The 24,710-nt window shown below is 55.2% G+C and carries 20 protein-coding genes; 10 read left to right on the forward strand and 10 right to left on the reverse strand.

The features are described from left to right. Positions 1-18: 18 nt before the first annotated feature. The 5 genes from K6L24_RS01385 to greB all read right to left on the reverse strand — a co-directional run bounded on the left by K6L24_RS01385 (position 19) and on the right by greB (position 7,424). Positions 19-1,707, reverse strand: coding sequence for an alpha-amylase family glycosyl hydrolase (locus K6L24_RS01385; RefSeq protein WP_187510421.1), 1,689 nt, complete (start codon positions 1,705-1,707; stop codon positions 19-21). 112 nt (positions 1,708-1,819) lie between these two features. Further along, positions 1,820-4,123: a Fe(2+) transporter permease subunit FeoB gene (gene feoB / locus K6L24_RS01390; RefSeq protein ID WP_191927937.1), complete on the reverse strand. Its 2,304-nt coding sequence runs from the start codon at positions 4,121-4,123 to the stop codon at positions 1,820-1,822. Next, positions 4,120-4,362, reverse strand: a complete 243-nt coding sequence (gene feoA / locus K6L24_RS01395; protein ID WP_062747636.1) for a ferrous iron transporter A — start codon at positions 4,360-4,362, stop codon at positions 4,120-4,122. The genes feoB and feoA overlap by 4 nt, the downstream gene beginning before the upstream one ends. Before the next feature lie 148 nt (positions 4,363-4,510). Continuing rightward, entirely contained in the window at positions 4,511-6,844 is a 2,334-nt protein-coding gene (locus K6L24_RS01400; protein ID WP_222681880.1) for a Tex family protein, read from the reverse strand. Between the two features lie 100 nt (positions 6,845-6,944). Beyond that, positions 6,945-7,424, reverse strand: coding sequence for a transcription elongation factor GreB (greB, locus tag K6L24_RS01405; RefSeq protein WP_062747632.1), 480 nt, complete (start codon positions 7,422-7,424; stop codon positions 6,945-6,947). A 290-nt stretch (positions 7,425-7,714) separates the two neighbouring features. Between greB and ompR the strand changes: the two genes are divergently transcribed. Continuing rightward, on the forward strand, positions 7,715-8,434 hold the full coding sequence (ompR, locus tag K6L24_RS01410; protein WP_001157751.1) for an osmolarity response regulator transcription factor OmpR: 720 nt from the start codon (positions 7,715-7,717) through the stop codon (positions 8,432-8,434). Then, positions 8,431-9,792: a two-component system sensor histidine kinase EnvZ gene (gene envZ, locus K6L24_RS01415; protein ID WP_062747630.1), complete on the forward strand. Its 1,362-nt coding sequence runs from the start codon at positions 8,431-8,433 to the stop codon at positions 9,790-9,792. The genes ompR and envZ overlap by 4 nt, the downstream gene beginning before the upstream one ends. A gap of 100 nt (positions 9,793-9,892) precedes the next feature. Here the strand turns inward: envZ and pckA are convergent, their stop codons facing one another. The 4 genes from pckA to K6L24_RS01435 form a co-directional block, all read right to left on the reverse strand. Then, a complete protein-coding gene (pckA, locus tag K6L24_RS01420) occupies positions 9,893-11,512 on the reverse strand; it encodes a phosphoenolpyruvate carboxykinase (ATP) (protein WP_118665339.1) in 1,620 nt (539 codons plus the stop codon). A gap of 390 nt (positions 11,513-11,902) precedes the next feature. Beyond that, positions 11,903-12,781, reverse strand: a complete 879-nt coding sequence (gene hslO, locus K6L24_RS01425) for an Hsp33 family molecular chaperone HslO (RefSeq protein ID WP_062747740.1) — start codon at positions 12,779-12,781, stop codon at positions 11,903-11,905. Positions 12,782-12,803: 22 nt separating this feature from the next. Beyond that, positions 12,804-13,205: a ribosome-associated heat shock protein Hsp15 gene (gene hslR, locus K6L24_RS01430; RefSeq protein WP_062747625.1), complete on the reverse strand. Its 402-nt coding sequence runs from the start codon at positions 13,203-13,205 to the stop codon at positions 12,804-12,806. A gap of 129 nt (positions 13,206-13,334) precedes the next feature. Then, a complete protein-coding gene (locus tag K6L24_RS01435; protein WP_222681881.1) occupies positions 13,335-15,473 on the reverse strand; it encodes an intracellular growth attenuator family protein in 2,139 nt (712 codons plus the stop codon). 404 nt (positions 15,474-15,877) lie between these two features. Between K6L24_RS01435 and nudE the strand changes: the two genes are divergently transcribed. Further along, positions 15,878-16,444, forward strand: a complete 567-nt coding sequence (gene nudE, locus K6L24_RS01440) for an ADP compounds hydrolase NudE (RefSeq protein WP_222681882.1) — start codon at positions 15,878-15,880, stop codon at positions 16,442-16,444. A gap of 74 nt (positions 16,445-16,518) precedes the next feature. Here the strand turns inward: nudE and mrcA are convergent, their stop codons facing one another. Further along, positions 16,519-19,074 (reverse strand): peptidoglycan glycosyltransferase/peptidoglycan DD-transpeptidase MrcA, encoded by a 2,556-nt coding sequence (mrcA, locus tag K6L24_RS01445; protein WP_062747619.1) that lies wholly within the window; start codon positions 19,072-19,074, stop codon positions 16,519-16,521. 116 nt (positions 19,075-19,190) lie between these two features. Between mrcA and pilM the strand changes: the two genes are divergently transcribed. From pilM to aroB, 7 genes are all read left to right on the forward strand, one after another. Next, a complete protein-coding gene (gene pilM / locus K6L24_RS01450; RefSeq protein WP_062747617.1) occupies positions 19,191-20,018 on the forward strand; it encodes a type IV pilus biogenesis protein PilM in 828 nt (275 codons plus the stop codon). Then, positions 20,018-20,563 carry a PilN domain-containing protein gene (locus tag K6L24_RS01455; protein ID WP_137269238.1) on the forward strand — a complete coding sequence of 182 codons (546 nt, stop codon included), beginning with the start codon at positions 20,018-20,020 and terminating at the stop codon, positions 20,561-20,563. Before pilM ends, K6L24_RS01455 begins: the two co-directional genes overlap by 1 nt. Beyond that, positions 20,560-21,054, forward strand: coding sequence for a HofO family protein (locus K6L24_RS01460; RefSeq protein WP_222681883.1), 495 nt, complete (start codon positions 20,560-20,562; stop codon positions 21,052-21,054). The genes K6L24_RS01455 and K6L24_RS01460 overlap by 4 nt, the downstream gene beginning before the upstream one ends. Beyond that, positions 21,044-21,409, forward strand: a complete 366-nt coding sequence (locus K6L24_RS01465; RefSeq protein WP_222681884.1) for a HofP DNA utilization family protein — start codon at positions 21,044-21,046, stop codon at positions 21,407-21,409. Before K6L24_RS01460 ends, K6L24_RS01465 begins: the two co-directional genes overlap by 11 nt. After that, positions 21,372-22,616, forward strand: coding sequence for a DNA uptake porin HofQ (gene hofQ, locus K6L24_RS01470; protein ID WP_222681885.1), 1,245 nt, complete (start codon positions 21,372-21,374; stop codon positions 22,614-22,616). Before K6L24_RS01465 ends, hofQ begins: the two co-directional genes overlap by 38 nt. Before the next feature lie 394 nt (positions 22,617-23,010). After that, on the forward strand, positions 23,011-23,532 hold the full coding sequence (gene aroK, locus K6L24_RS01475; RefSeq protein ID WP_048917675.1) for a shikimate kinase AroK: 522 nt from the start codon (positions 23,011-23,013) through the stop codon (positions 23,530-23,532). A 53-nt stretch (positions 23,533-23,585) separates the two neighbouring features. Continuing rightward, positions 23,586-24,674 carry a 3-dehydroquinate synthase gene (gene aroB / locus K6L24_RS01480; protein ID WP_222681886.1) on the forward strand — a complete coding sequence of 363 codons (1,089 nt, stop codon included), beginning with the start codon at positions 23,586-23,588 and terminating at the stop codon, positions 24,672-24,674. Positions 24,675-24,710 lie beyond the last annotated feature (36 nt).

The raw sequence follows: 24,710 nt of genomic DNA on the forward strand, positions 1-24,710 counted from the left end.
TCCCGCGGGTGGGCAGGTTCAGATTTTCAGCCAGTGAAAAGCCCAGGGTTCCAGCCGCAGTGACTGCGTACCATCAATACGATCGCCACTGGCTATATCACGGTACCAGCGCGGCTCCGGCAGCATCATGCTGACCGCTTTACTGCTCAGATTAAACACACACCACAATGACTCCTGTTCCTCCCTGGCCTGACGTTTCAGCACCAGCAGCGAATTATCGCTGTCGATGATCTTCATCGGATTATCCGGATGGAAGGCGGGCTGGCGGGTACGCAGCTGGATGAGTTGACTGAGGGCGAAATAGACCCGCTGCCGCAGTGAATCTTTTTCCGCCAGTGCCGCTTCAATCTCGCTGACAGCATATTTCTGCCGGTTAATCGCACGATTGTGTCCGGCGGCTTTGACGCCGTCCATATCATTACGTGAACCCAGGATACTTTGAATATAGACCGCCGGAACGCCTGGAAAGGCCAGCAGCAGCGCATGGGCCAGCAGGAAACGACGCAGGCGGGTCTCATCATCATCGTCCTTCTGATTCAGCGCATCCATATAGGTGACGTTAATTTCATACGGACTGGTGCTGCCATCCGGGTTGTTTTTATAGGAAACCAGTGCGCCCTCCATCGCCAGGTCTCGCACCAGCGAGACGATCTCGGTTTCCGGCAGGATCCCGCGCAGTGGATTGAGACCAATTCCGTCATGAGAAGCCAGGAAGTTAAAGAAGGTGGTGGATCCGCTGCCGCCGTCGAGCGAGGAGGCCCACTGGCGCAATGCGCGCGATGAGCCGTAGTGAATAGCGTGCAGCACCAGCGGGGGCAGCGAAAACTGATAAACCATCTGGGCTTCATCACGCCCGTTGCCAAAGTAGCTGATGTTATCTTTATGCGGCACATTCGTTTCAGTCAGCACCACGGTGCCTGGCGCCACCTCATTGGCAATAGCGCGAAACAGCTTGACCAACTGATGCGTCTTTTCCAGATGGATACAGGGGGTGCCGGGGGTTTTCCACATATAGCCCACGGCATCCAGACGGATGTAATCCGCCCCCTTTTTCAGGTAATCCAGCAGGACGTTCACCATGGCGATGAGCACCTCCGGATTAGCGAAGTTAAGGTCAATCTGATCGGCGCTAAAGGTGCTCCAGATAAAACGGGTTTCGCCACTGGCCATGTCGAACGGCGTCAGCAACGGCGATGTCCGGGGCCGGGTCACCGCACTCAGATCGGTGGTGGGGGGCATACTGATAAAGAAATCATCCCAGCCCGGATCCTGCGCCAGATAGTGCCTGAACCAGGCGCTTTCGGCTGACATGTGGTTACAGACAAAATCGAACATCAGCCGCGTAAGCTGGCGCAAATCGGCAATCTCCTGCCAGCCTCCGCACACGGGATTAACCTGGTGATAATCAATCACCGAGAAGCCATCATCGGAAGAGTACGGGAAGAAAGGCAGCAGATGCACCAGGTTGAAGCTGGATGCGAGGTGTTGCTGCCAGAAGCGGGAGAAGGTCGTCAGGGTTGGCGTATTTTCAGCATGAAACTGATCGGCATAGGTGATCAGCACCACGTCTTTTTCGTCCCAGTGCGGTTTACGCGGATGACAAACTGCCCCGCGTGCATCGGCAATCAGCGTATGCAGCCGCTGCAGGCACGATGGCGGGAAAGAGTAGTCGTAGATTTTATCTATTAAGTTATTGATAATATCCATTATTATTTTTCTGGCCACCGCGAGTGAAAATTCAGGCGTTATTTTTCACTGTAGACGCTGGTCAAAAAAACACAACTCCTCGCGCGACGTTTCGCCTTCGTGCGTAAGCGCATCAGTGACAGCGGCCATTTTTTTCACAGGATGTACAGCCGTGGGAAATATTTTTCACCGGGATCAGTGCTGGTGGCATTTTCACGCGGCGCAGGGCGGTCAGCAGCAGCGCGTTGAACAGCAGCACGATGGCAATAATCAGGCTGCTGCTGCCCGGATGCTGCCGGAAGCTGGAGACCTGATAAAACAGGGCTGCCAGGGAATACGCCAGATCCAGCCCCCACAGAATGGAGAACATCATCCAGCGGCTGCTGCTTTCACGGGCAATGGCCCCCATCACCGAAACGCAGGGCACGTACAGCAGCACAAAAATCAGATAGCTGTAGGCGGCGGCGTCACTGACGAACTTACTGTGCATTGTCCCCATGGCTCCGCTGGCCATTTCGGCGTCGCCTTTACTGGCCTCGATCGGATTGGCGAGAACGCTGAGGCTGAAGGTGGCTTTAATGCCCTGCCAGGTTTCCGTTACAGCGTCATACAGCTGTCCGCTCAGGCTGAACTGGCTGGCGTCAAAGGGCTGCTGCTGCAGCGCTTCAGCGGTGTACAGGGTGTTAAGCGTACCTACCACCACCTCTTTGGCCATCGCTCCGGTCAGCAGGCCAACGGTGGCCTGCCAGTTATCATTGTGCACGCCAATGGGGGCCAGCAGCGGGGTCAGTGTTCGGCTGACGCTGGCCAGAGCGGAATCATTCAGGTGACTGACCGCCTGACCGCTAAAAGAAAAGCTGTTCAGCGCGCCGATCAGCATACTAACCATCACGATTACTTTCCCGGCGCGCAGCACAAAGCCGCGCAGACGCTGCCAGGTCTGCAGCAGCAGACTTTTCGCGTGCGGCATATGCCACAGCGGCAGTTCCATCACAAACGGGCTGGCCTCCCCGCGCATCAGCGTATGTTTGAGTAACAGGCCGGTGGCAATGGCCGCGCAGATGCCCAGCAGATAGAGACTGAACACCACCAGCGCCCCGCCCTGGCCGAAGAAGGCCGCCGCGAAGACAGCAAAGATTGCCAGCCGGGCCCCGCAGGAGATAAACGGGGCCATCAGCACCGTGATAAGGCGTTCACGCGGGGCATCCAGCGTGCGTGCGCCCATGACTGACGGCACGTTACAGCCGAAGCCGACGATCAGCGGCACAAAGGATTTACCCGGCAGCCCCAGTGCCTGCATCAACCGATCCATCACAAAGGCGGCGCGAGCCATATAACCAGAGTCTTCCAGCAGGGAGAGAAACAGATACATCATGCCAATCTGCGGCACCAGCGGCATGACGGTATTGATCCCTCCGCCTATGCCCTGAGCCAGAAACAGCGTCAGCCACACCGGCATATGCAAGGTTACGCCCAGCCACTGCGTGCCCTGAATAAAGAGGGCCGCAGAGCCGAGGTCGAACAGAGGCTGCAGCGCCCCCCCCAGGTTGATAGCAAGAAAGAACATCAGATACATCACCAGCAGAAAGACCGGCAGGCCGAGCCAGCGGTTCAGAGTTAGCTGATCCAGGCGCTGACTGAGTACCGCCCGGATGCCTGCCTCATGGATCACCCGGTGGCACAGTGATTCGATGAACTGATAGCGGCTGCTGACGATAGTCTGCGCGGCGTCCTCCTCCAGCGTTGACTTCAGTGCCGGCAGCAACGCGGCGGCTGCGGGCATCTGCTGCTGGCTGGCGATATCGCCTTCCAGCATCTGCAGAGCCAGCCAGCGTTTCTTCTGCGGTGTCGTGGAGGCTGGCATCGCGGCTATCAATGCATCCATCACGGGTTGCAGCGATGGCGGATAAGGCACGGCCAGCGGGGTGTGCTCAGGCATCTCACGATCGATAGTATTCTTCAGGCGATCAATGCCGCGCCCGCGTGTAGAGACCATCGGCACCACCGGGCAGCCCAGTGCCTGCTCCAGAATGCTGAGATCCATCCTGGTCTGCTGGCTTTCAATAATATCCAGCATATTCAGCACGATAATACAGGATTGCCCCATCTCCAGTAGTTGCAGGGTCAGGTAGAGGTTACGCTCAAGATTACTGGCATCCACGACGTTGATCACCAGGTCGGCTTCGCCCTCCAGCAGATACTGACAGGCAATCTGTTCATCCAGCGAGGCCTGCGCAGACAGGGTGGTGAGGGAGTAGCAACCGGGAAGATCCACCAGTCGCACCTGATGTTCTGCCGTGCTGAACTGCCCCTCTTTGCGTTCGACGGTCACTCCGGCCCAGTTACCCACCCGCTGACGTGAGCCGGTCAGCTGATTAAACAGGGTGGTTTTCCCCACGTTCGGATTGCCCGTCAGTGCAATAGTGCAGGTTTTCATGCGAGATCTCCCACCGGGTTAACCGCTTCCAGCTGCAGCAGGGAGAGGTCTTTTTTACGCAACATCAGACTGATGCGGCGCGTTTCGATATGCAAAGGATCGCCCAGTGGCGCCACGCGGATCAGCTGAAAAGTGGAGCCGGGTAACAGACCCAGCGCCATTAACTTCTGACGAAATGCCGGATTGATAGCGGGTGAAAAGCCGGCGATACGGTAGAACTGCTGTGGGATCAGTTGCATGGTAGGTGCCTGTATGCTGCGTGAAGAAAAAGACACTGAGAATTTTAATGAGAGTGATTATTGCTCACATTGATATGGAGCAACTTATAGCGCAGGGAGAGGGACAAGGTTGAGGAAAAAGGGCGGGCCCGCAGGCCCGCTGTCAGCATCAGCTTTTTTTGCCAAATGCAGCGGCGAGGGCATCGCCCATCGCACTGTTACCCGCTGGCTGGGCAGCAGGGCGTTTGGGGCTGGTTTTTGCCGGTCGGGCGTTGTCGCGACCGCTGGCGGCATGATTGCCACCGCCGCGGCGTGCGCTGGTTTCACCCGGCTGTTCGTCAAGGCGCATGGTCAGCGCAATACGTTTACGCGGTAAATCCACTTCCATCACCTTCACTTTCACCACATCACCGGCTTTCACCACTTTGTGCGGATCGTCGACAAACTTATCGGACAGCGACGAGATATGCACCAGGCCGTCCTGATGAACGCCGATATCAACGAAGGCACCAAAGTTTGTCACATTGGTCACGGAGCCTTCCAGCACCATGCCTGGCAGCAGATCATTCATGGTGTCGACACCCTCAGCAAACTGCGCCGTTTTAAACTCCGGACGCGGGTCGCGGCCCGGTTTTTCCAGCTCTTTGATGATATCGCTGACGGTCGGAACGCCAAAGCGTTCGTCGGTAAAATCAACGGCTCTCAGGCTGCGTAATTCCGTCGGGTTCCCCATCAGGTCGTTAAGCGCCTGTTCGGTGGCCGCGAGGATACGCTCTACCACCGGATAGGCTTCCGGGTGCACCGTGGAGGCATCCAGCGGATTATCCCCCTGAGTGATACGCAGGAACCCGGCACACTGTTCAAACGCCTTTGGCCCCAGGCGACCGACTTTCAGCAGTTGCTGGCGGTTCTGGAAGCGGCCATTTTCGTCACGCCAGGCAACAATATTCTGGGCGATCATCTTGCTCAGACCCGCCACGCGCGCCAGCAGCGGCACGGACGCGGTATTGAGATCCACACCGACGCCGTTAACGCAGTCTTCCACCACGGCATCCAGCTTTTTCGCCAGCTGGCTCTGGCTGACGTCATGCTGGTACTGGCCCACGCCGATGGATTTCGGGTCGATCTTCACCAGCTCGGAAAGCGGATCCTGCAGGCGACGGGCGATTGACACTGCGCCGCGCAGGGAGACATCCAGCCCCGGGAACTCCAGCGCTGCCAGCTCGGAGGCGGAATAGACCGAGGCTCCGGCTTCGCTGACGATGACTTTCTGGCCCTGCACCTGCGGGAACTGTTTCTGCACTTCCAGATAGAAACGCTCAGTTTCGCGTGAAGCGGTGCCGTTACCGATAGCGACCAGCTCAACCTGGTGTCGGGTACAGAGCGCAGCGACAGCGGCGGCGGCTTTTGCTGTCTGTCCGGTATGGGGATAGATCGTGTCGGTAGCGACCAGCTTGCCGGTCGCATCAACGACCGCGACTTTCACCCCGGTACGCAGGCCGGGATCGAGGCCCATAGTGGCACGCATGCCCGCCGGGGCGGCCATCAGCAGGTCGTGCAGATTACGGGCGAAGACGTTGATCGCCTCATCTTCGGCGCGCTCGCGTACCGTGCCCATCAGCTCGGTTTCGAGGTGCAGTAACACTTTGATACGCCAGGTCCAGCTGACTACGGCCTTACGCCACGTATCTGCCGGGGCATTGTTCAGGCGCAGATTGAGGTGCTCGGTGATGATCTGCTCACCGTGGCTTTCGCGCGGCGGTTCGTCAAACTGCGGGTCGGCATTCAGCGCAAGCTGTAATATGCCTTCGTTGCGGCCCCGGAACATGGCCAGCGCGCGGTGGGAAGGCACCGTAGCTAATGCTTCGTGATGATCAAAATAGTCACGGAATTTTGCACCTTCTTCCTCTTTGCCCTCAATAACCCGGGCGACGAGATGCGCATTTTTCCACAGGTAGTCGCGGACTTTGGCCAGCAGACCGGCATCTTCGGCAAAACGCTCCATCAGGATATAGCGGGCACCGTCCAGCGCGGCTTTGGTATCCGCAACGCCTTTATCGGCATCAATATAGCCGGCTGCCAGCTGTTCAGGGTCGTGAGAAGGTTCCTGCCACAGCGTTTCTGCCAGCGGTTGCAGACCGGCTTCAATTGCGATCTGCCCACGCGTGCGGCGTTTCTGCTTGTAGGGCAGATAGAGGTCTTCTAGCTCTGTTTTACTCAACGTGGCGTTGATGGCAGCAGCCAGTTCGTCGGTCAGTTTTCCCTGATCGGTAATGGATTTCAGAATGGACTGGCGGCGGTCGGCAAGCTCACGCAGGTAACCCAGGCGTGTTTCAAGCTGACGCAGCTGGGTATCATCCAGTCCACCGGTCACTTCCTTTCGATAACGTGCGATAAACGGCACGGTGTTTCCTTCATCCAGCAGGCGAACAGCGGCTTCAACCTGTTCTGCTCTGGCCTGCAGCTCACTTGCAATCAGTTGGCTCAGTGAATCATTCATCATGGTTGGGATACTTTTTAGCGGAATAAATTGGCAACAGTTATACGGATTGCCGCCGGAGAATGCCAGTTGTCGGACGGTCTGCGGCACGGCAACGGCGTGATTAGGATTCTTTTACATAGCTGATCTCGTTGACGTACCACAGCGCCTCGCCTGCCGGGGTCTGCACAATCGCGGCATCGCCTGTTTCTTTTTTCAGCAGGGCACGCGCCATCGGCGAGTCAATCGAGATATAGTCGTTACGCCCAAAAATTTCGTCGTAGCCGACGATGCGAAAACGTTTCACATCGCCATCGTCGTTTTCTACTTCCACCCATGCACCGAAAAAAACTTTGCCATCCTGCTGAGGGGAATAGTCGACGATGCGCAGCTGTTCCAGGCACTTGGTGAGGTAGCGCACGCGACGATCGATTTCACGCAGACGCTTTTTATTGTACTGATAGTCGGCGTTTTCGCTGCGGTCACCCAGGCTGGCTGCCCAGGTCACTTTTTTCGTCACTTCGGGGCGCTCTTCACGCCAGAGAAAGTCCAGCTCCTGCTTGAGCCGGTTGTAGCCTTCGCGAGTGATCAGTTTGGTTTTCATTGTTGCGCCATTCTTCGTCGAGATATGGAGACTATTTTGTTGTGCTACGTTGCAGGATGCAAATCCGTTGTTCCGAATTATTCCATGACGTTACTGCTTGTTTGCCATGATAAATACCGATACTAATGGGCGGTGTTTAGCGTGTTTTGATGAGGCAAATTAAAGATAAGCTGCTGTTTAATATGCTTTGTAACAATTTCGGCTACAATATAAACCATTATTGACTGTTACATTCAGGCATCTTTTTTGAAAATACAGGCTCAGGCAATTGCGCCTTTGGGAGTGTCGAAATGCAAGAGAATTACAAAATCCTGGTAGTAGATGATGATATGCGTTTGCGTGCCCTGCTGGAGCGATATCTGACTGAGCAGGGTTTCCAGGTGCGCAGCGTGGCCAACGCCGAGCAGATGGACCGACTGCTGACGCGTGAATCCTTCCATCTGATGGTGCTTGATCTGATGTTACCGGGGGAAGATGGCCTGTCTATTTGCCGCCGTCTGCGCAGCCAGAGCAACCCGATGCCAATTATCATGGTCACTGCAAAGGGTGAAGAAGTGGATCGCATCGTGGGTCTGGAAATTGGTGCGGATGACTATATTCCAAAACCGTTTAACCCGCGTGAACTGCTGGCCCGTATCCGTGCGGTGCTGCGCCGTCAGGCGAATGAGCTGCCGGGCGCACCTTCTCAGGAAGAAGCGGTTATTGCATTTGGTAAGTTCAAACTGAACCTGGGGACGCGTGAAATGTTCCGTGAAGACGAGCCAATGCCGTTGACCAGCGGTGAGTTCGCTGTCCTGAAAGCGCTGGTGAGCCACCCTCGTGAGCCGCTGTCCCGCGATAAGCTGATGAATCTGGCCCGTGGCCGTGAGTACAGCGCGATGGAGCGTTCCATTGACGTTCAGATCTCCCGCCTGCGCCGCATGGTTGAAGAGGATCCCGCTCACCCACGTTACATCCAGACCGTCTGGGGCCTGGGCTACGTCTTTGTGCCGGACGGCAGTAAAGCATGAGGCGATTCCGCTTCTCTCCCCGCAGTTCATTTGCCCGTACGTTACTGTTGATCGTTACCCTGCTGTTCGTCAGCCTGGTAACGACCTATCTGGTGGTGCTGAATTTTGCTATTTTGCCCAGCCTTCAACAGTTTAATAAAGTGCTGGCCTATGAAGTGCGCATGTTGATGACCGACCGGTTACAGCTGGAAGATGGTACGCAACTGGAAGTGCCACCCGCTTTCCGTCGTGAAATTTACCGTGAACTGGGCATCTCGCTGTATACCAATGCAGCGGCGGAAGAGAACGGATTACGCTGGGCGCAGCACTACCAGTTCCTCAGCCAGCAGATGGCGCAGCAGCTGGGCGGGCCAACCGATGTTCGCGTCGAAGTGAATAAGAATTCGCCGGTGGTGTGGCTGAAAACCTGGCTATCCCCGGATATCTGGGTGCGGGTGCCGCTGACAGAGATCCATCAGGGCGACTTCTCCCCGCTGTTCCGCTACACCCTGGCGATTATGCTACTCGCTATCGGAGGTGCCTGGCTGTTTATCCGTATTCAGAATCGCCCGCTGGTTGAGCTGGAGCATGCGGCGTTACAGGTGGGTAAAGGTATCATTCCCCCCCCGCTGCGTGAATACGGTGCTTCAGAAGTGCGCTCCGTCACGCGGGCATTTAATCAGATGGCTTCGGGTGTCAAACAGCTGGCCGATGACCGTACGCTGCTGATGGCCGGGGTCAGCCACGATTTAAGAACTCCTCTGACGCGCATTCGACTGGCGACGGAAATGATGTCAGAGCAGGACGGCTATCTGGCAGAATCAATTAATAAAGACATTGAAGAGTGTAATGCGATTATCGAGCAGTTTATTGACTATCTGCGTACCGGTCAGGAGATGCAGTTTGAACGCGCCGACCTGAACAGTGTGCTGGGTGAGGTGGTCGCAGCTGAAAGCGGATATGAGCGTGAAATCGAGAATGACGTCATGTCGGCCGAGCTGATGCTGGAGATAAACCCGTTGGCCATTAAACGCGCACTGGCCAATATGGTGGTCAATGCTGCACGCTATGGCAACGGCTGGATTAAAGTCAGCTCGGGGCATGAACTTAACCGGGCCTGGTTCCAGGTGGAGGATGATGGCCCTGGTATCGAACCTGACCAGCTTAAACACCTTTTCCAGCCGTTTGTGCGTGGCGACAGCGCGCGCAGCACCAGTGGAACCGGTCTTGGACTGGCGATAGTGCAGCGCATTATTGACGCTCATCAGGGCGCGCTGGAGATTGGGAAAAGCGAGAAGGGTGGGCTGCTGATCCGTGCGTGGCTGCCCCTGCCTGCAGCCAGCCTTCCGACAGGGCCTGTTGGTCAGTCACAAAAATAAGGGTTAATCGAAATCATCAGGGGCGACACATCATCAGTGTCGTCCCGACAAGGATGCTGGTGTGGGGGCGACCCTCGTTCCTGGTCACCCCTCACTCGCGTTACAGTTCAGGCCCGGCTTTCACCAGTGCAGCACCCGCTTCGGTGTCGGTAAACTTATCAAAGTTGGTGATAAAACGCTGCGCCAGATCCCGCGCTTTAACTTCCCATGCGGCTTCATTCACATAGGTATTTCGTGGGTCAAGCAGTGCGCTGTCGACACCCGGCAGGCTCAACGGAATTTCCAGATTAAAGATCGGCAGGGTTATCGTTTCAGCATGGCCAATGTCGCCGCTGAGAATCGCGTTGATAATGGCCCGCGTGTCTTTCAGGGAAATACGCTTGCCGCTGCCGTTCCAGCCGGTATTGACCAGCCAGGCTTCTGCACCGGCAGCTTTCATCCGTTTAACGAGGACTTCGGCGTACTGTGTGGGATGCAGCATCAGGAATGCTGCGCCAAAGCAGGCGGAGAAGGTCGGGGTCGGTTCTGTTACACCACGCTCGGTACCCGCCAGCTTGGCGGTAAAACCTGACAGGAAATGATACTGGGTCTGATCGGCCGTCAGGCGCGATACCGGTGGCAGTACGCCGAAGGCATCAGCCGTCAGGAAAATGACCTTTTTCGCATGCCCGGCTTTAGAGATCGGCTTAACGATGTTATCGATATGGTAAATCGGGTAAGAGACACGGGTATTCTCTGTTTTGCTACCGTCATCAAAGTCAACGGATCCGTCACTGCGTACCACCACGTTTTCCAGCAGGGCATCCGGGCGGATAGCATGATAGATCTCTGGTTCCGCTTTTTCCGACAGCTTAATGGTTTTCGCGTAGCACCCCCCTTCGAAGTTAAATACGCCATCATCATCCCAGCCGTGCTCATCATCACCAATCAACTGGCGTTGAGGATCGGTGGACAGCGTGGTTTTTCCGGTGCCAGACAGACCAAAGAAGACGGCCACATCGCCTTTTTCCCCTACGTTAGCTGAGCAATGCATAGAGGCGATACCCTTCAGCGGCAGCAGGTAGTTCATTACCGAGAACAGCCCTTTTTTCATCTCGCCACCGTACCAGGTCCCCCCGATAAGCTGCATATTTTCCGTCAGGTTAAAGGCGACGAAATTTTCGGAGTGCAGCCCCTGCTTTTGCCAGTCGGGGTTAGTGCATTTGGCGCCGTTCATCACTACGAAATCAGGAACGAAATTTTTCAGGCTCTCTTCATCCGGGCGAATAAACATATTTTTTACGAAGTGTGCCTGCCAGGCGACTTCTGTAATAAAACGGACGCTCAGGCGAGAGTCCGGGTTGGCCCCGCACCAGGCATCCACGACAAACAGACGTTTGCCTGATAATTGCTTTGTGACAAGGGATTTTAGTGACTGCCAGGTGTCCTGTGAGAGGGGCTGGTTATCATTTTTTCCTTTGCCCTGGTCGTTCCACCACAATGTGTCGCGAGTTGTTTCATCACGTACCAGATATTTATCTTTCGGAGAACGGCCGGTGAAAATCCCGGTATCCACCGCCACTGCGCCAGACTGAGTGACGATACCGCGTTCAAATCCGCTTAAACCGGGCTGGGTTTCTTCCCTGAAAAGAGCTTCATAGCCAGGGTTATGAACCACTTCAACCGTATCAGTGATGCCATAAGCGACAAGGTCCTGCGGGGTCAGGTCGTTAGTGCGCATGTTACTGCTCCTTTGTCGGTTTTTGTACTACATCAAATTTTAGGGGGATGTCATTGGGACTGCCGTGATTCCCCGCAACGTCCGTATCAGGGCCGGGGGATGCCACGATCGCGCGCAGTTTACACCTGTCAGCAGGTAGCGAAAGGGTGAGAAAGGAAAAATGAGAAGCGGCGCTTGGTTCAGTGAAATGTACCTGCACCTGTTGCATTCATAGTGCTGGTTCGGTGCGTTTTGGTAGTGATATATATTATCCTGGCAGGGTTTGAGCGGTGAAAAACTCGGCATTTTGCGACAGGAGTATCGCATTGTTTTTCAGGGGGAAGGCGGGTAAAACGACGGGCATGGGGATGATTCTTCAAAAAAGGCCGGATAGTATCCGGCCCGGTGAAATTAATGAACCTGTTTGTCACCCTCGGAAGAATCATTGCGTATTGCTGCGATATCCACTGCATCATAAACATAATGATTGCCACAATAATCACAGTGCATATCGATGTTGCCATCTTCCTGCAGGATCTGATCCACTTCTTCTTCCGGCAGCGTGCGAAGAACCTCGCCACAGCGTTCACGGGAGCAGGTGCATTTGAACACCACATTCTGCGGATCAAAGAGCGTCACTTCTTCCTGGTGGTAGAGGCGCCACAGTACGTCATTGGCGGGCAGACCCAACAGCTCTTCCGTTTTGATCGTGTCGGTCAGCGTAGCAAGATGATTAAACTCATCCAGGCTGGCGTCCTGGGCTGGCAGTACCTGTAGCAGGATCCCGGCGGCACCCATCTGTGACTCGCTGGTACCGGTTCGGATGAACAGGCGGGTTGGCAGCTGCTCTGAACGCATAAAATAATCTTCCAGACAGGCGGCAAGTGTGTCGCCCTCCAGTCCGACCACACCCTGATAACGCTCACCTTCTTTCGGTGAAATGGTGATCACAAGGTAGCCATTACCGACCATCTCTTTCAGGCTGCTGCCGTCAGCAATCTCGCCCTGCATTCGCGCCACGCCACGCATTTCCTGATGATTATTGCCGTTGATGACCGCCATATTCAGCGGGCCGTCACCCTGCAGTTGAACGGTGATGTCACCCTCAAATTTCAGCGTAGCGGTCAGCAGGCTGGTAGCGACCAGCAGTTCACCGAGCACCTGTTGCACAGGCTGCGGGTAGTCATGGCCGTTAATCATTTCCTGCCAGGTTTGCGAGACAGTGACCAGTTCGCCACGCACAGCATGATTTTCAAACAGGTAACGGTGCATCTGGTCTTGCTGGGTCATAGTATTTCTCTCAAATTTGGCGTTACTCATCGCCAGAATGTTTAAATTTCATCAAGTCACGGCGTTCCTTTTTATCAGGGCGCCGGTCAGGGTGCGGCATGGTAAGCGCGTTCATTTTGCGCGCCAGGGCGACCTTTTCCCGCTTCTCAATGCTTTCAGCCGTTTCACGATAGAGCTGTTGTGCAACTGTGGCCGGGCCACGCTTGTCGCTTATTGCTTCAATGACTATGGTGCGCTGATCGTTACCCTGGCGAAGCGTCAGCTCGGCGGCCACTTCGACCTGTTTGCTGGGTTTACTGCGTTGGCCGTTATAGTGGACTTTACCCCCTTCCACCATTTCACGGGCATCAGCGCGGGTTTTATAGAAGCGTGCGGCCCAGAGCCATTTATCGAGCCGGACCCCTTCTGAGGGTTTCTCTTTCATCGCTGCTCCTTATGGGGATAACCCTATATAAGGGCCTTCCCAAACGCTTTCAAGTCATCGGAGGGAGGGGCCCGGGATTATTTCGGGTAAGAAGAGTACCACTGTTAAAAATAGTACAGATCCGTCGGCTCAGAAAATGGGCCGCACGGTCTGGATGTCGCTTAACGAGTGGTTAAAGCATTTTTCATAATACTGGTGGATCTCCTGCGTACGCAGGCGATTGCGGTGAATACGGCGGAGTGCCAGCAGGGTGTTGACGACCACGCACACGGCGAGTATCAGCAGCAGCAGACTGGTGGCCACGTAGTGCATCAGCGTAATGGTGTCCGGCTCGCTGTGCAGGGCAATATGGCGTGTGCCATTGGCGTCTGTGGTAATGCTGGTAATAATACCGCTGGCTTCAAATGGAGTATGCAGCAGCATACCCGCCAGCCGCTGTAATTCTGGCCACTGTTCCGGCGCATTATAATCAAACAACGAGGCGGCCGGAGCCGGCTGGTTTACCAGCTGGCGCCCCTCATCGCTGAAGATCAGGAATCCACCCGGAGGTGGACTGTTTAACGCCTCAGCAGCACGACGTGTTTCGCGATAGAAGAAGGAGGACGTCGCGGTATTAACCAGATTTTCCAGCGCCTGTGCACTGACCGGACGCAGCAGCACATTCATGCCATTGAGTGCGCCCGAGTTGGCGCGGTGAACCAGTGTTTGCCAGTCTTTGGCATTCCCCAGATTGACCAGCGCATTTTTAAGACGTACGCAATCCTGCTCCTGGTTACACAGTTCCTGCGTTCTTTGTACGATATCTGAAAAGTCATCCAGCAGGATCATGCCGGATTTCTGAATGGCCGTGGCCAGCTGCGGGTTCAGCTTGGGGTCGGTGCTGTTTTGCGGATGGAGTTGCAGATTCGTGGTATCCAGCAGCGCCGTGGCTTTATCAATAATGTCGGACTGCGGCAGGGGCAACGGCTCGGCGTTATTCCAGTACATAGCCGAACAGTCGAAAGGCATAAAGGCATAGCTGCGATTGCCCTGATAGGTGGCCGGGATCGAACACATCCCGGTGCCTTTGACTTTGAGGCTGTCACCCACATGCAGCGGAGATTTTTCTAATTCGCTGACATGAGTAAATTGCAGACTTTCCGTGCCTTTAATCCACGCAATGCTTAACTTCAGCGGCATACTCAGCGGGATCCAGACCGTCAGCAACACCAGAACAAAGAGTGACCCGGCAGCCAGCACGACGTTTTTACGCCAGCGCTGCAGCGGGAAATTACGCACTTCATCCTCAAGGGAGAGAAAACGCCCCTGGCGAACCACCTGACGGTTGAGATAAATATCAACTTCAGTGGTCTGTCCCAGATCCTGGCTGACATAGTTCTGCCAGTGCGCAGGGTAAATTAAATCAATGATGCCAAGGGAGATATTGCTGATCTGACCCTGATTGGACTCACCAAACAGACCCCAGCGCTTAGGGGCGCCGCGCAGGCAGTGAATTTCACGCAGGTCTTTATCCGTCGGACGGCGATACAGCATCCAGAGGCTGAACAGGACCATTACGGCACCTGCCAGCACCAGCCACGGCATCAGAACCAGCGGCCCCACAAGGCTGATGAAGAACAACAGCATTGCCGTGACGATAAGGACAGCTTCGCGTGTGCCATCCGGACGGCTTAGGGCATACTCTTCCTTGCTCTCTTTACGCACTTTAAGGAGTTCAATGTTCTCCCCCTCTTCTTTGCGTATTGAGGCATTCTGCCCGGTGGCACGTACCATGGGTGCCAGTGCAGGCGATTCCCAGCTGTACTGGGTAAGGGAGTGTCCATTCAGGGAAATGACCAGCGGAATGGTTTGCGTTTTAATCAGCTCAACATAGTTCTCTTCCGCAATGTACTGCTCCCACAACGGTGGCAGATGAACTTCTACTGAATCCAGATAGTAGCGCCATTTATGGGGTTCATCGGTAGAGAGGCCGTAGCGGGTAATAGATCGGGTAACGGGGTAAACATTATTGCTTTGCGACGTGAGAACCAGTTGCTCGGGGGTATTGCTGGCACCGGTGGGCAGTGTGTCACGGCGATTTTTCGCCAGTATCGAGACGTAACGCTCTACCGCTGTGCGCTCTTCGTCGCTCAGTTTCCGGTAGGGGGGACTGATGAATGGCAGTGGTTTCGCCAACGGCGGGCGATGCCGCATAGCGTACCAAAAGAAACAACCTGCCGTCACCGAACAGGCCAGCATTACAGCCAATATGATGACTATTGTGCTCATGCTCCCCTCATTCCTGCCACGATGCCCCTGTCGTTGATCCCGCTTGAGATGCTGATCATATTAACCCGAATGTGGCGAGCTATGACAGTGCTGGCAGTCCACTGTGTGATTAAAAATAGTGCTAAAAATCATAAAATTAGAATAATTGTATAGCATGGCCAAAGCTGATGGTACCAGGCATTTATCGCCGGTGGTATCGGTATATTCCTAATTATTAGCAGGATAATTGACATTCTATAAAATATTTCTCTCATGTTTACAACGATTTGTTATAAATAGGTAAAATATTCTATGCGATGATTGGATTCCTGTAGCGGCTAACGCACAATGAACCATAACACGGTCTGTGCCTACTTTCGTAGGGGCGTGACGTTTACCTTTTCGGCTTTTCCGCTGGGGCCAGTATGACCAGACAATTACAGAAACCTACCATCCTCAGTGTTGAGGCAATTGCGCGCTCCAGACTGTTTACCGTTGAATCGGTTGATCTTGAGTTCAGTAACGGCGTGCGCCGCATCTATGAGCGCATGCGCTCTTCGGGCCGTGAAGCGGTGATGATCGTTCCGATCATTGATGACCATCTGATCCTGATTCAGGAGTATGCCGTCGGGCTTGAAAGTTATGAGCTGGGTTTCCCTAAGGGACTGATTGACCGTGGTGAAACGCCTTTTGAGGCGGCCAACCGTGAACTCAAAGAGGAAGCCGGTTTTGGTGCGCATCAGTTGGAAACGCTGGGTAAATTAACTCTGGCTCCCTCTTATTTTTCCAGCAAGATGAATATCGTGGTGGCTGAAGGCCTCTATCCGGAGCAGTTGGAAGGCGATGAGCCTGAGCCCTTGCCGCAGCTACGCTGGCCCCTGAATAACCTGCTGGCGCTGCTGGATGAAGCTGATTTTTGCGAAGCGCGAAACGTCAGTGCGCTGTTTCTGGTCAGAGAGTGGCTGGTAAAGCAGGGCAGGTTGAGTTACTGAGTGGCGGAACAGGGGTTTTCCTGGGGGCACTGATTAAAAAGGCCGGGCAATTGCCCGGCCTTTTTTATTGGTTGTCAGAATAACTCGTGGCTTTCGCCGTTATCCATCAACGTTGTGCCAACGTCGTGGACAGAATACTCAGTCGGCTGTGTGCCGTTGATAAAGTACTCTGCACGGGTGTTGCCCCCTCCGTTGGCCAGTTTGCCGGTGCTGCGGTCGATGTTCACCGTTACCACACCCTCAGGCGGCGTCAGCGGCTGTACCGGCACGCCATCCAGGGCGGCTTTCATGTAATCATCCCATGCGGGTTGTGCACTTTTAGCCCCGCCCTCGTAGCCAGAGATCTGATCTTTAATCGCCCCAGAGGCCGTCGTACGCCCCAGGTCGCGGCGGTGATCATCAAAGCCAATCCAGACGGACGTCACCACGCCAGGCCCGTAGCCTGAGAACCACGCGTCTTTCGAGCTGTTAGTGGTCCCTGTTTTGCCGCCAATATCATTACGCTTCAGATCGCGGCCGGCGCGCCAGCCGGTTCCCATCCAGCCCGGCTCCCCGAAGATATTCGAGTTCATGGCACTCTTGATCAGGAACGCCAGCGGCGTGTTAATCACATGCGGTGCATACTGCGGTTCTTCATCCTGGCGAACCTGCTGCCGTGTGACCTGTTCCAGCTGCGGCTGCGGTACAGCAACGTTCGTTCCCTCTGAAGAGACGGCTACATTTTCCACGCTGTCTTCGCTCAGGGCCACCGCTTTCTTGGTTTCACCATAAATAACCGGCAGGTTGCATTCCGGGCAGGCCACTTTAGGCTTAACTTCGAACACATGATTGCCCTGCTCATCATCAATGCGCGTAATGAAGTACGGGTCAACGAGGAAGCCGCCGTTCGCCATCACCGAGTAGCCGCGAACCATCTGCAGCGGAGTGAAGGAGGCCGAGCCTAACGCCAGCGATTCGGTATGCACGATGTTCTCTGCCGGGAAGCCGAAACGCTGCAAATATTCTGCCGCATAATCGACGCCCATCGCGCGCATGGCGCGCACCATTACCACGTTTTTCGACTCTCCAAGCCCCTGGCGCAGGCGAATAGGGCCGGCATAGGTGTTCGGTGAATTTTTCGGACGCCAGTCCGCGCCGGCCCCGGCATCCCAGCGGGAAATCGGTACGTCATTCAGGATGGAGGCCAGCGTCAGACCCCGATCCATCGCGGCGGTATACAGGAAGGGTTTAATATTGGAACCGACCTGACGTAGCGCCTGGGTGGCACGGTTAAACTTGCTCAGATTGAAATCGAAGCCGCCGACCAGCGCACGTACTGCACCATCATGTGGATCCAGTGACACCAGTGAGGAGTTAACATCCGGCACCTGTGCCAGCTGCCAGCCGTTATCGACTTTACGCACCCAGATTTGCTGCCCCGCCTGTAACACCTGGCTGACCGAACGCGGAGTGGCACCCTGTAACGTGTCCGATTTGAATGGCCGGGCCCAGCGAACGCTGTCCAGATCCAGTGCAACGGTGCTGCCATCACGCATGGTGGCGGTGGCTTCCCCGGTGGTGCTGGTGGTGACAACTGCCGGGAAGAGAGGGCCGTAAACCGGCAGCGACTTCAGCGTTTTCATAATCTCGCTGTGCCCCCAGGCCTGCTCACCGACTTTCCACAACACATTGGCAGGGCCACGGTAGCCGTGACGCATATCATAGGCAATCACGTTGTCCTGCACCGATTTCTGTGCCGCCAACTGAAGCTTCCGGGTCACTGTGGTGTACACCTTGTAACCATCGTTATAGGCATTCTCACCGTACCGCTTGATCATCTCCTGGCGCACCATCTCGGTCAGATACGGTGCAGAAAAAGCGATTTTAGGAACGTGATAGTTAGCGACCAGAGGCGTATTCCGTGCCTCATTGTACTGGGCCTGAGTGATGTAGTTCTGATCGAGCATACGCGCCAGTACGGTATTACGACGCTGCACAGCACGATCGTGGGAATAGAGCGGGTTAAACGTTGACGGCGCTTTAGGCAGGCCAGCAATCATCGCAATTTCGCTTAGCGACAGCTCATCCACACGCTTGCCAAAGTAAACCTGCGCAGCCGCCCCCACGCCGTAAGCACGGTAGCCGAGGTAGATTTTGTTCAGATAGAGTTCAAGGATCTCATCTTTACTCATCATCTGCTCAATACGAATGGCGAGGAATGCCTCCTTCACCTTACGGATTAGCGTGCGCTCGGGGCTGAGGAAGAAGTTACGTGCCAGCTGCTGCGTGATGGTACTGGCACCTTGTGAGGCATGGCCAGACACCAGGGCAACGCTGGCCGCACGGAAAATACCAATCGGGTCAACGCCGTGGTGCTCATAGAACCGGCTGTCTTCCGTCGCGATAAATGCCTTCACCATCAGCGGTGGGATTTGTTGCAGGGTGAGTGGAATACGGCGTTTTTCACCATACTGGGCGATAAGCTCGTTATCGGCACTGAAAACCTGCATCGGCGTCTGCAGACGCACATCTTTCAGCGTGGCGACATCCGGGAGCTGAGGCTCTATGTATTTGTATAAACCATAGATCGAGCCGGCTCCCAGCAAGATGCAACACACTGCAAGGATCAATAAATACTTTACGAACTTCACCTGATATTTCCCATTTAAAGTCGGTTGGGCAGTTTATAAACAATCGCGCGGTAGTATAAAGGCAAGCCTGTACCTTGGATACGTCCTTTTTAACAGACGATAAGGAGATCGCGTCAATGGCTTTTCAGACATGGCAAGTCGGGCTGGACATTCAAAACGGGCAGATCTGCGCCCTGGGCATCCAGCGCCGTCGAAACGGCTGGCAACTGCGTCACTGGTGGCAGCATACGTTGCCGCAAGATACGTTAAGAAATGGTCTGGTGCAACGCCCGGACGTCGTCGTGGCATTACTGCAACAGTGGCGTAAGCAGCTTCCTGCCCGTATATCACTGCGGGTCGGCTTCCCGCCACAGCTGGTCATGCAGCACCCACTCGCTCCCCCTGCTCTGCAATTACGTGAGCCCGATCGTCACCGCTACATTGTCGCGGCTGCGAGACGATTTTTCCCCATCGCACCCGAAGCCCTGACGCTCGATTACCGCAGTGGCAGCCGCCCGGGAGAGCCTGTTTATCTGACGGCCGCCCGTCGTGACGCAGTGCAAAACTGGCTGGGCTGTTTACAGCAGGCTTCGCTTGAGCCTGATGTGCTGGAACTGACGCCGGGCGCGCTGTATGCGCTGGCCCGTACGCTGACAATTTCGCCCTCTTCGGCACTGGTTCACCGTCTCAATGACCACTGGCTGTGGTGTGCTCCACATTCTGCTGAACAGCCGTGGGGCTGGTGTTCCCTTGACGAGTCACCGGACTTTGCCGCCTTACGGCACCGCTATCTGCCGGACAGTGATGCGGTGTGGTACAGCTCGGCGCTGTCGGAAGCACCGCCGGAAGGAACGCAGGCCCTGTTGCCGCTGGCAGCAGTGCAATGCTACCAGCCTCCGCTGCCTGCCTGTGACGGGGTTTTTGCGCTGGCGACCGGTCTGGCATTGCGTCCGGAGGACTGCTGATGGTATGGGTGAATTTACTGCCCTGGCGACAGACAGAGCACCTGAGGCGCTGGCGCTTCTGGCGGTTAATGGGGGTACTGGTCATGCTTTTGCTGTGTACCTTAGCCCTCAACGGACAGTGGTTGCGACGGCTCAATCAGCAACAAGCCATTACGCTGGCACAGTGGGTGAGTGCGCAACATGAAGCGGCGGCGTTAAATGAACGCTGGCTGGCTGTAAAAAGGGTATCAGAAGAGCAGCAGAAGCAGGTGGAACGTCACTTGCTACGCCAGCAGCAGTTAACGCTTTGGGTGACTTTCTCGCGCATGCTGGGGGCCCTTTTTCCGTCGGATGTCTGGCTGACGTCACTGAACAAAACCCCGCAAAGTCTGGAGATGGCGGGCGTAGGTAAGCGCATTCAGCCGTTGTACGAGTTGCGCCAGCGCCTGGCGGAGATACCCTCGCTGACCCCGGTGGTGCTCGGCCCTCTTAAGCGCACCCGCACAGGGGAAATTACGTTCAATATGCAGACTGAACTGGTCGCAACCGGTGTGAGACGCCGATGATACATCGCCAAATCACCGGCTGGCTGCAAATGGGCGCCGGATGGCGACTGGTCAGCTTCACCGCGGCTACGCTGTTACTGCTACTTTTGCTGTGGTTCACCTGGTGGTATCCGCTACAACGTGAACAACAGCAACTTACACAACAGCTCCAACAGCAACGCCAGCATTACCGTCAGTTGCTGCAAGCACTTCCCGCCATCCCCTCACTGGTTACATTGCAGCAGCAGGTGGAAGAGGGGCGGGTTCAACTTTCCGCTCACGCAGAGGCACTGTCGTTGCCCGAGCTGCTTCACGTCAGCGGCGGCACGCTGGAGTACTGGCACCCGGCCGCAGGAGGTGGGGAACTGGCAATGCAGCTGCAATGGTCAGGATTTATGGCGCTGCTGCATTATCTTTCCAGTCTGTGTCCTGCGCCGGATATTCCTCGCTTTCGCCTGCAGCGTGAAGGGCAGCAGCTGCGGCTGCTTATGGAGATCACCCATGACCACTAAGCTGGCTTTCTGCCTGTTGCTGTTGTTAATGACATCCGTCTGTCGGGCGCGCGATCCTTTTTTTGTTGCCGATCTTCACCGCTGCCGCCCCGCGGAGGATGCCAGAGTGCCCTGGCGTCTGCTGGGAATCATCGGCCGGGAAGGCCGTTATCACGGCTGGCTGCTCTCCCCGCAGGGGAAACTTGTGCGGGCGACGACGGGCGAGGTGCTCCCCGACACCGCATGGCGAATCGCCAGCGTTGAAGAGGAGGCCATCACTCTGGCCTCATCACTGGACTGTCAGCCGCGCCTGCGGCTGGCACTAAAAGGACGACAGGATGCTGAAAACATTTTGGCTGTGGCTGATACTGATTAGCCCCGTGATGGCCAGCGATTCACGAATCTCACTGGCATTTGATTCAGCCCCGGTGGAGCAGGTTTTGCAGGCCCTGGCCGATTATCAGCAGCTCAATCTGATGGTGGCTCCCGGGGTTGAAGGCGTGCTCTCACTGCGCCTGAAGGCGGTTCCCTGGCAACAGGCGTTGCAGATGGTACTGAAAATGGGCCGTTTAAACTCAGAGCAGCAAGGGAACATTCTGCAGGTTTTTCCGGCAGGCTGGCAGCAGGAAGAGCAACGTCTTCAGGCTGCCCGCCGGGAAGCCAGTGAGCAGTCATTGCCGCTGCATACCCGAACGGTGACCCTGCACCATGCGGATGCGACGGCGGTGAATGACAGTCTGCAAAACGAACGCGCTCGTTTGATGACCCCACGGGGCAGTATTTCTCTGGACAGCCGTACCAACACGATTTTACTGCGTGATACCGACCGCGCACTGGCACAGGCTGAACGCTGGGTGCGTCAGCTGGATGTGCCGCTGGCTCAGGTAGAGCTGGCCGCGCAAATTGTCACCATCAGTGAAGAAAATCTGCGTGAAATAGGGGTTAACTGGGGGTTGAGTGGGGCGGATCAGGTGTCAGAGGCGTTGCGCACCAGTCAGCTGCGTGTGGATCTGGGCGTCGGCCGGCCGGCAGGTGTCGCAGGGCTGACACTGGCAAAACTGGATGGCCGCTTGCTGGATCTGGAATTAAGCGCCCTGCAAAGTGAGCATCAGGCCGATATTATTGCCAGTCCCCGGCTGTTTACCTCTCATCAGCAGACCGCCAGCATTAAGCAGGGCACAGAAATTCCTTACGAGGTTGCCACCGGTAACAGTGGTTCAACGACGATGGAATTCAAAGAAGCGATGCTGGGTATGGAGGTCACGCCCGTGGTGCAGGCGAATGGTCGGATTTTGCTGAAATTGCATATTTCACAAAATATGCCCGGACGAAACATGCGAAGTGGTGAAAATGAGGTACTGACAATCGATAAGCAGGAGATTGATACGCAGGTCATCCTGAAGGATGGTCAGACACTGGCGTTGGGTGGCATTTTTCAACAACAGAGCGCTACAGGGCGAACTAAGGTGCCATTACTCGGCGATCTTCCGCTACTAGGCGGTCTGTTCCGTCATGACGTTCGTGAGCAAAAAAGGCGAGAATTGGTGATCTTTATCACACCAAAGTTGATTGCCAGCGATTAATGCGATTTTTGATGCAAACTGGAGATGCGGCATGTTTTTTCCGAAATTGCTGACAGTTGCGTTTGACGCAAGGGCGGAATTAGCTTACAAGGTTTAGCGATTTTGAATTACGGGCCAGGTGCCCTTAGCAGCGAATGCTTTTTAACCGTTTTTTATCGTGCGCAACCGGCGTAGCCGATGCAACCACATCCGGCTGATAAATGAAGCGGACTGAAACGCGCCAAAATATTGCGTGCAATGGGCAAGGTAAATTTAATCGGTTGCCAAAACACCTTCAGTGTTGAGATAATTTTTAGTCTGACTCTCGCACTTATCGCTCATGAGGTTTCAGTTCATGTCCTGCCTGGTTTAAGGCGGGGTATCATTAACGAATTGTCTTAGTAATACCGAAAAAATGGCAGAGAAACGCAATATCTTTCTGGTTGGGCCTATGGGTGCCGGCAAAAGCACTATTGGGCGTCAGTTAGCTCAACAACTCAATATGGAATTTTTCGATTCCGATCAAGAAATTGAGCGACGTACCGGAGCGGATGTGGGCTGGGTTTTTGACGTCGAAGGCGAAGAAGGCTTCCGCGATCGCGAAGAAAAAATCATCAATGAACTCACTGAAAAGCAGGGCATTGTGCTGGCGACTGGTGGCGGTTCCGTCAAGTCGCGTGAAACGCGCAATCGTCTCTCCGCCCGTGGCGTAGTGGTTTATCTTGAAACGACTATCGAAAAGCAACTGGCACGAACGCAGCGCGACAAGAAACGTCCTTTGTTGCAGGTGGATTCTCCACCGCGTGAAGTGCTGGAAGCATTAGCCGATGAACGCAATCCGATGTATGAAGAGATTGCTGACGTAACCATTCGCACTGACGATCAAAGCGCGAAGGTCGTGGCTAATCAGATTATCAATATGTTGGAAAAGAGCTAAGTTTTGCTCTGAAGGCCCACTCGTGGGCACAGCAAAAAAGGTGATACAGCGTCATGGAGAGGATTAACGTTACTCTTGGGGAGCGCAGTTACCCCATTACCATCGCCGCCGGGTTGTTTGCAGATCCGGCTTCTTTTTGGCCGCTTAAAGCGGGCGATCAGGTTATGCTGGTAACCAACCAGACGCTGGCTCCTCTCTATCTTGACACGCTACGTTCCCGCCTTGAAGGCGCGGGCGTGGTGGTCGATCAGGTGATCCTGCCTGATGGTGAACAGTTTAAAACACTGACCGTCATGGACCAGGTCTTTACCGCGCTTTTGTCCAGGCCTCATGGCCGTGATACCACCCTTGTTGCTCTGGGGGGCGGTGTCATTGGTGATTTAACCGGATTTGCTGCCGCCAGCTATCAGCGTGGCGTACGCTTTATCCAGGTGCCAACAACGCTGCTGTCTCAGGTAGATTCCTCCGTGGGTGGAAAAACCGGGGTGAATCATCCGTTGGGCAAGAATATGATCGGGGCCTTCTATCAACCTGCCTCGGTCGTTATCGATCTTGACTGCCTGAACACCCTGCCTGCGCGAGAGCTTGCCTCCGGGCTGGCTGAAGTGATCAAATATGGCATCATCCTCGACGGCGAATTCTTTACCTGGCTTGAGCATAATCTGGATGCCCTTCTGGCGCTGGAACCTACCGCGATGGCGTACTGTATTCGCCGCTGCTGTGAGCTGAAAGCCGAAGTGGTGGCGGCAGATGAGCACGAGCACGGTCAGCGTGCGCTGCTGAACCTGGGTCACACGTATGGCCATGCCATTGAGGCCCATATGGGTTATGGCAACTGGCTGCACGGAGAGGCTGTGGCTGCCGGGATGGTGATGGCGGCACGCAATGCCGAACGTCTTGGACAGTTCCGCTCTCAGGATACTGAACGTATTATCACGCTCTTACAGCGTGCAGGATTACCGGTTCACGGGCCAGAAAGTATGGCGGCTTCCGATTACCTGCCACATATGCTGCGTGACAAAAAAGTGTTAGCCGGCAAGCTGCGGCTGGTTCTCCCGTTGGCTATCGGCAAAGCCGAAGTGCGCAGCGGAGTGCCGCATGATATGGTTCTGGCATCCATTCAGGATTGTCAGAAGCCGTAACGATTATCAGCCGCCAGACGATTCTGGCTGCTATTT

This window comes from Erwinia persicina, from assembly GCF_019844095.1.
GTDB classification, from domain to species: domain Bacteria; phylum Pseudomonadota; class Gammaproteobacteria; order Enterobacterales; family Enterobacteriaceae; genus Erwinia; species Erwinia persicina.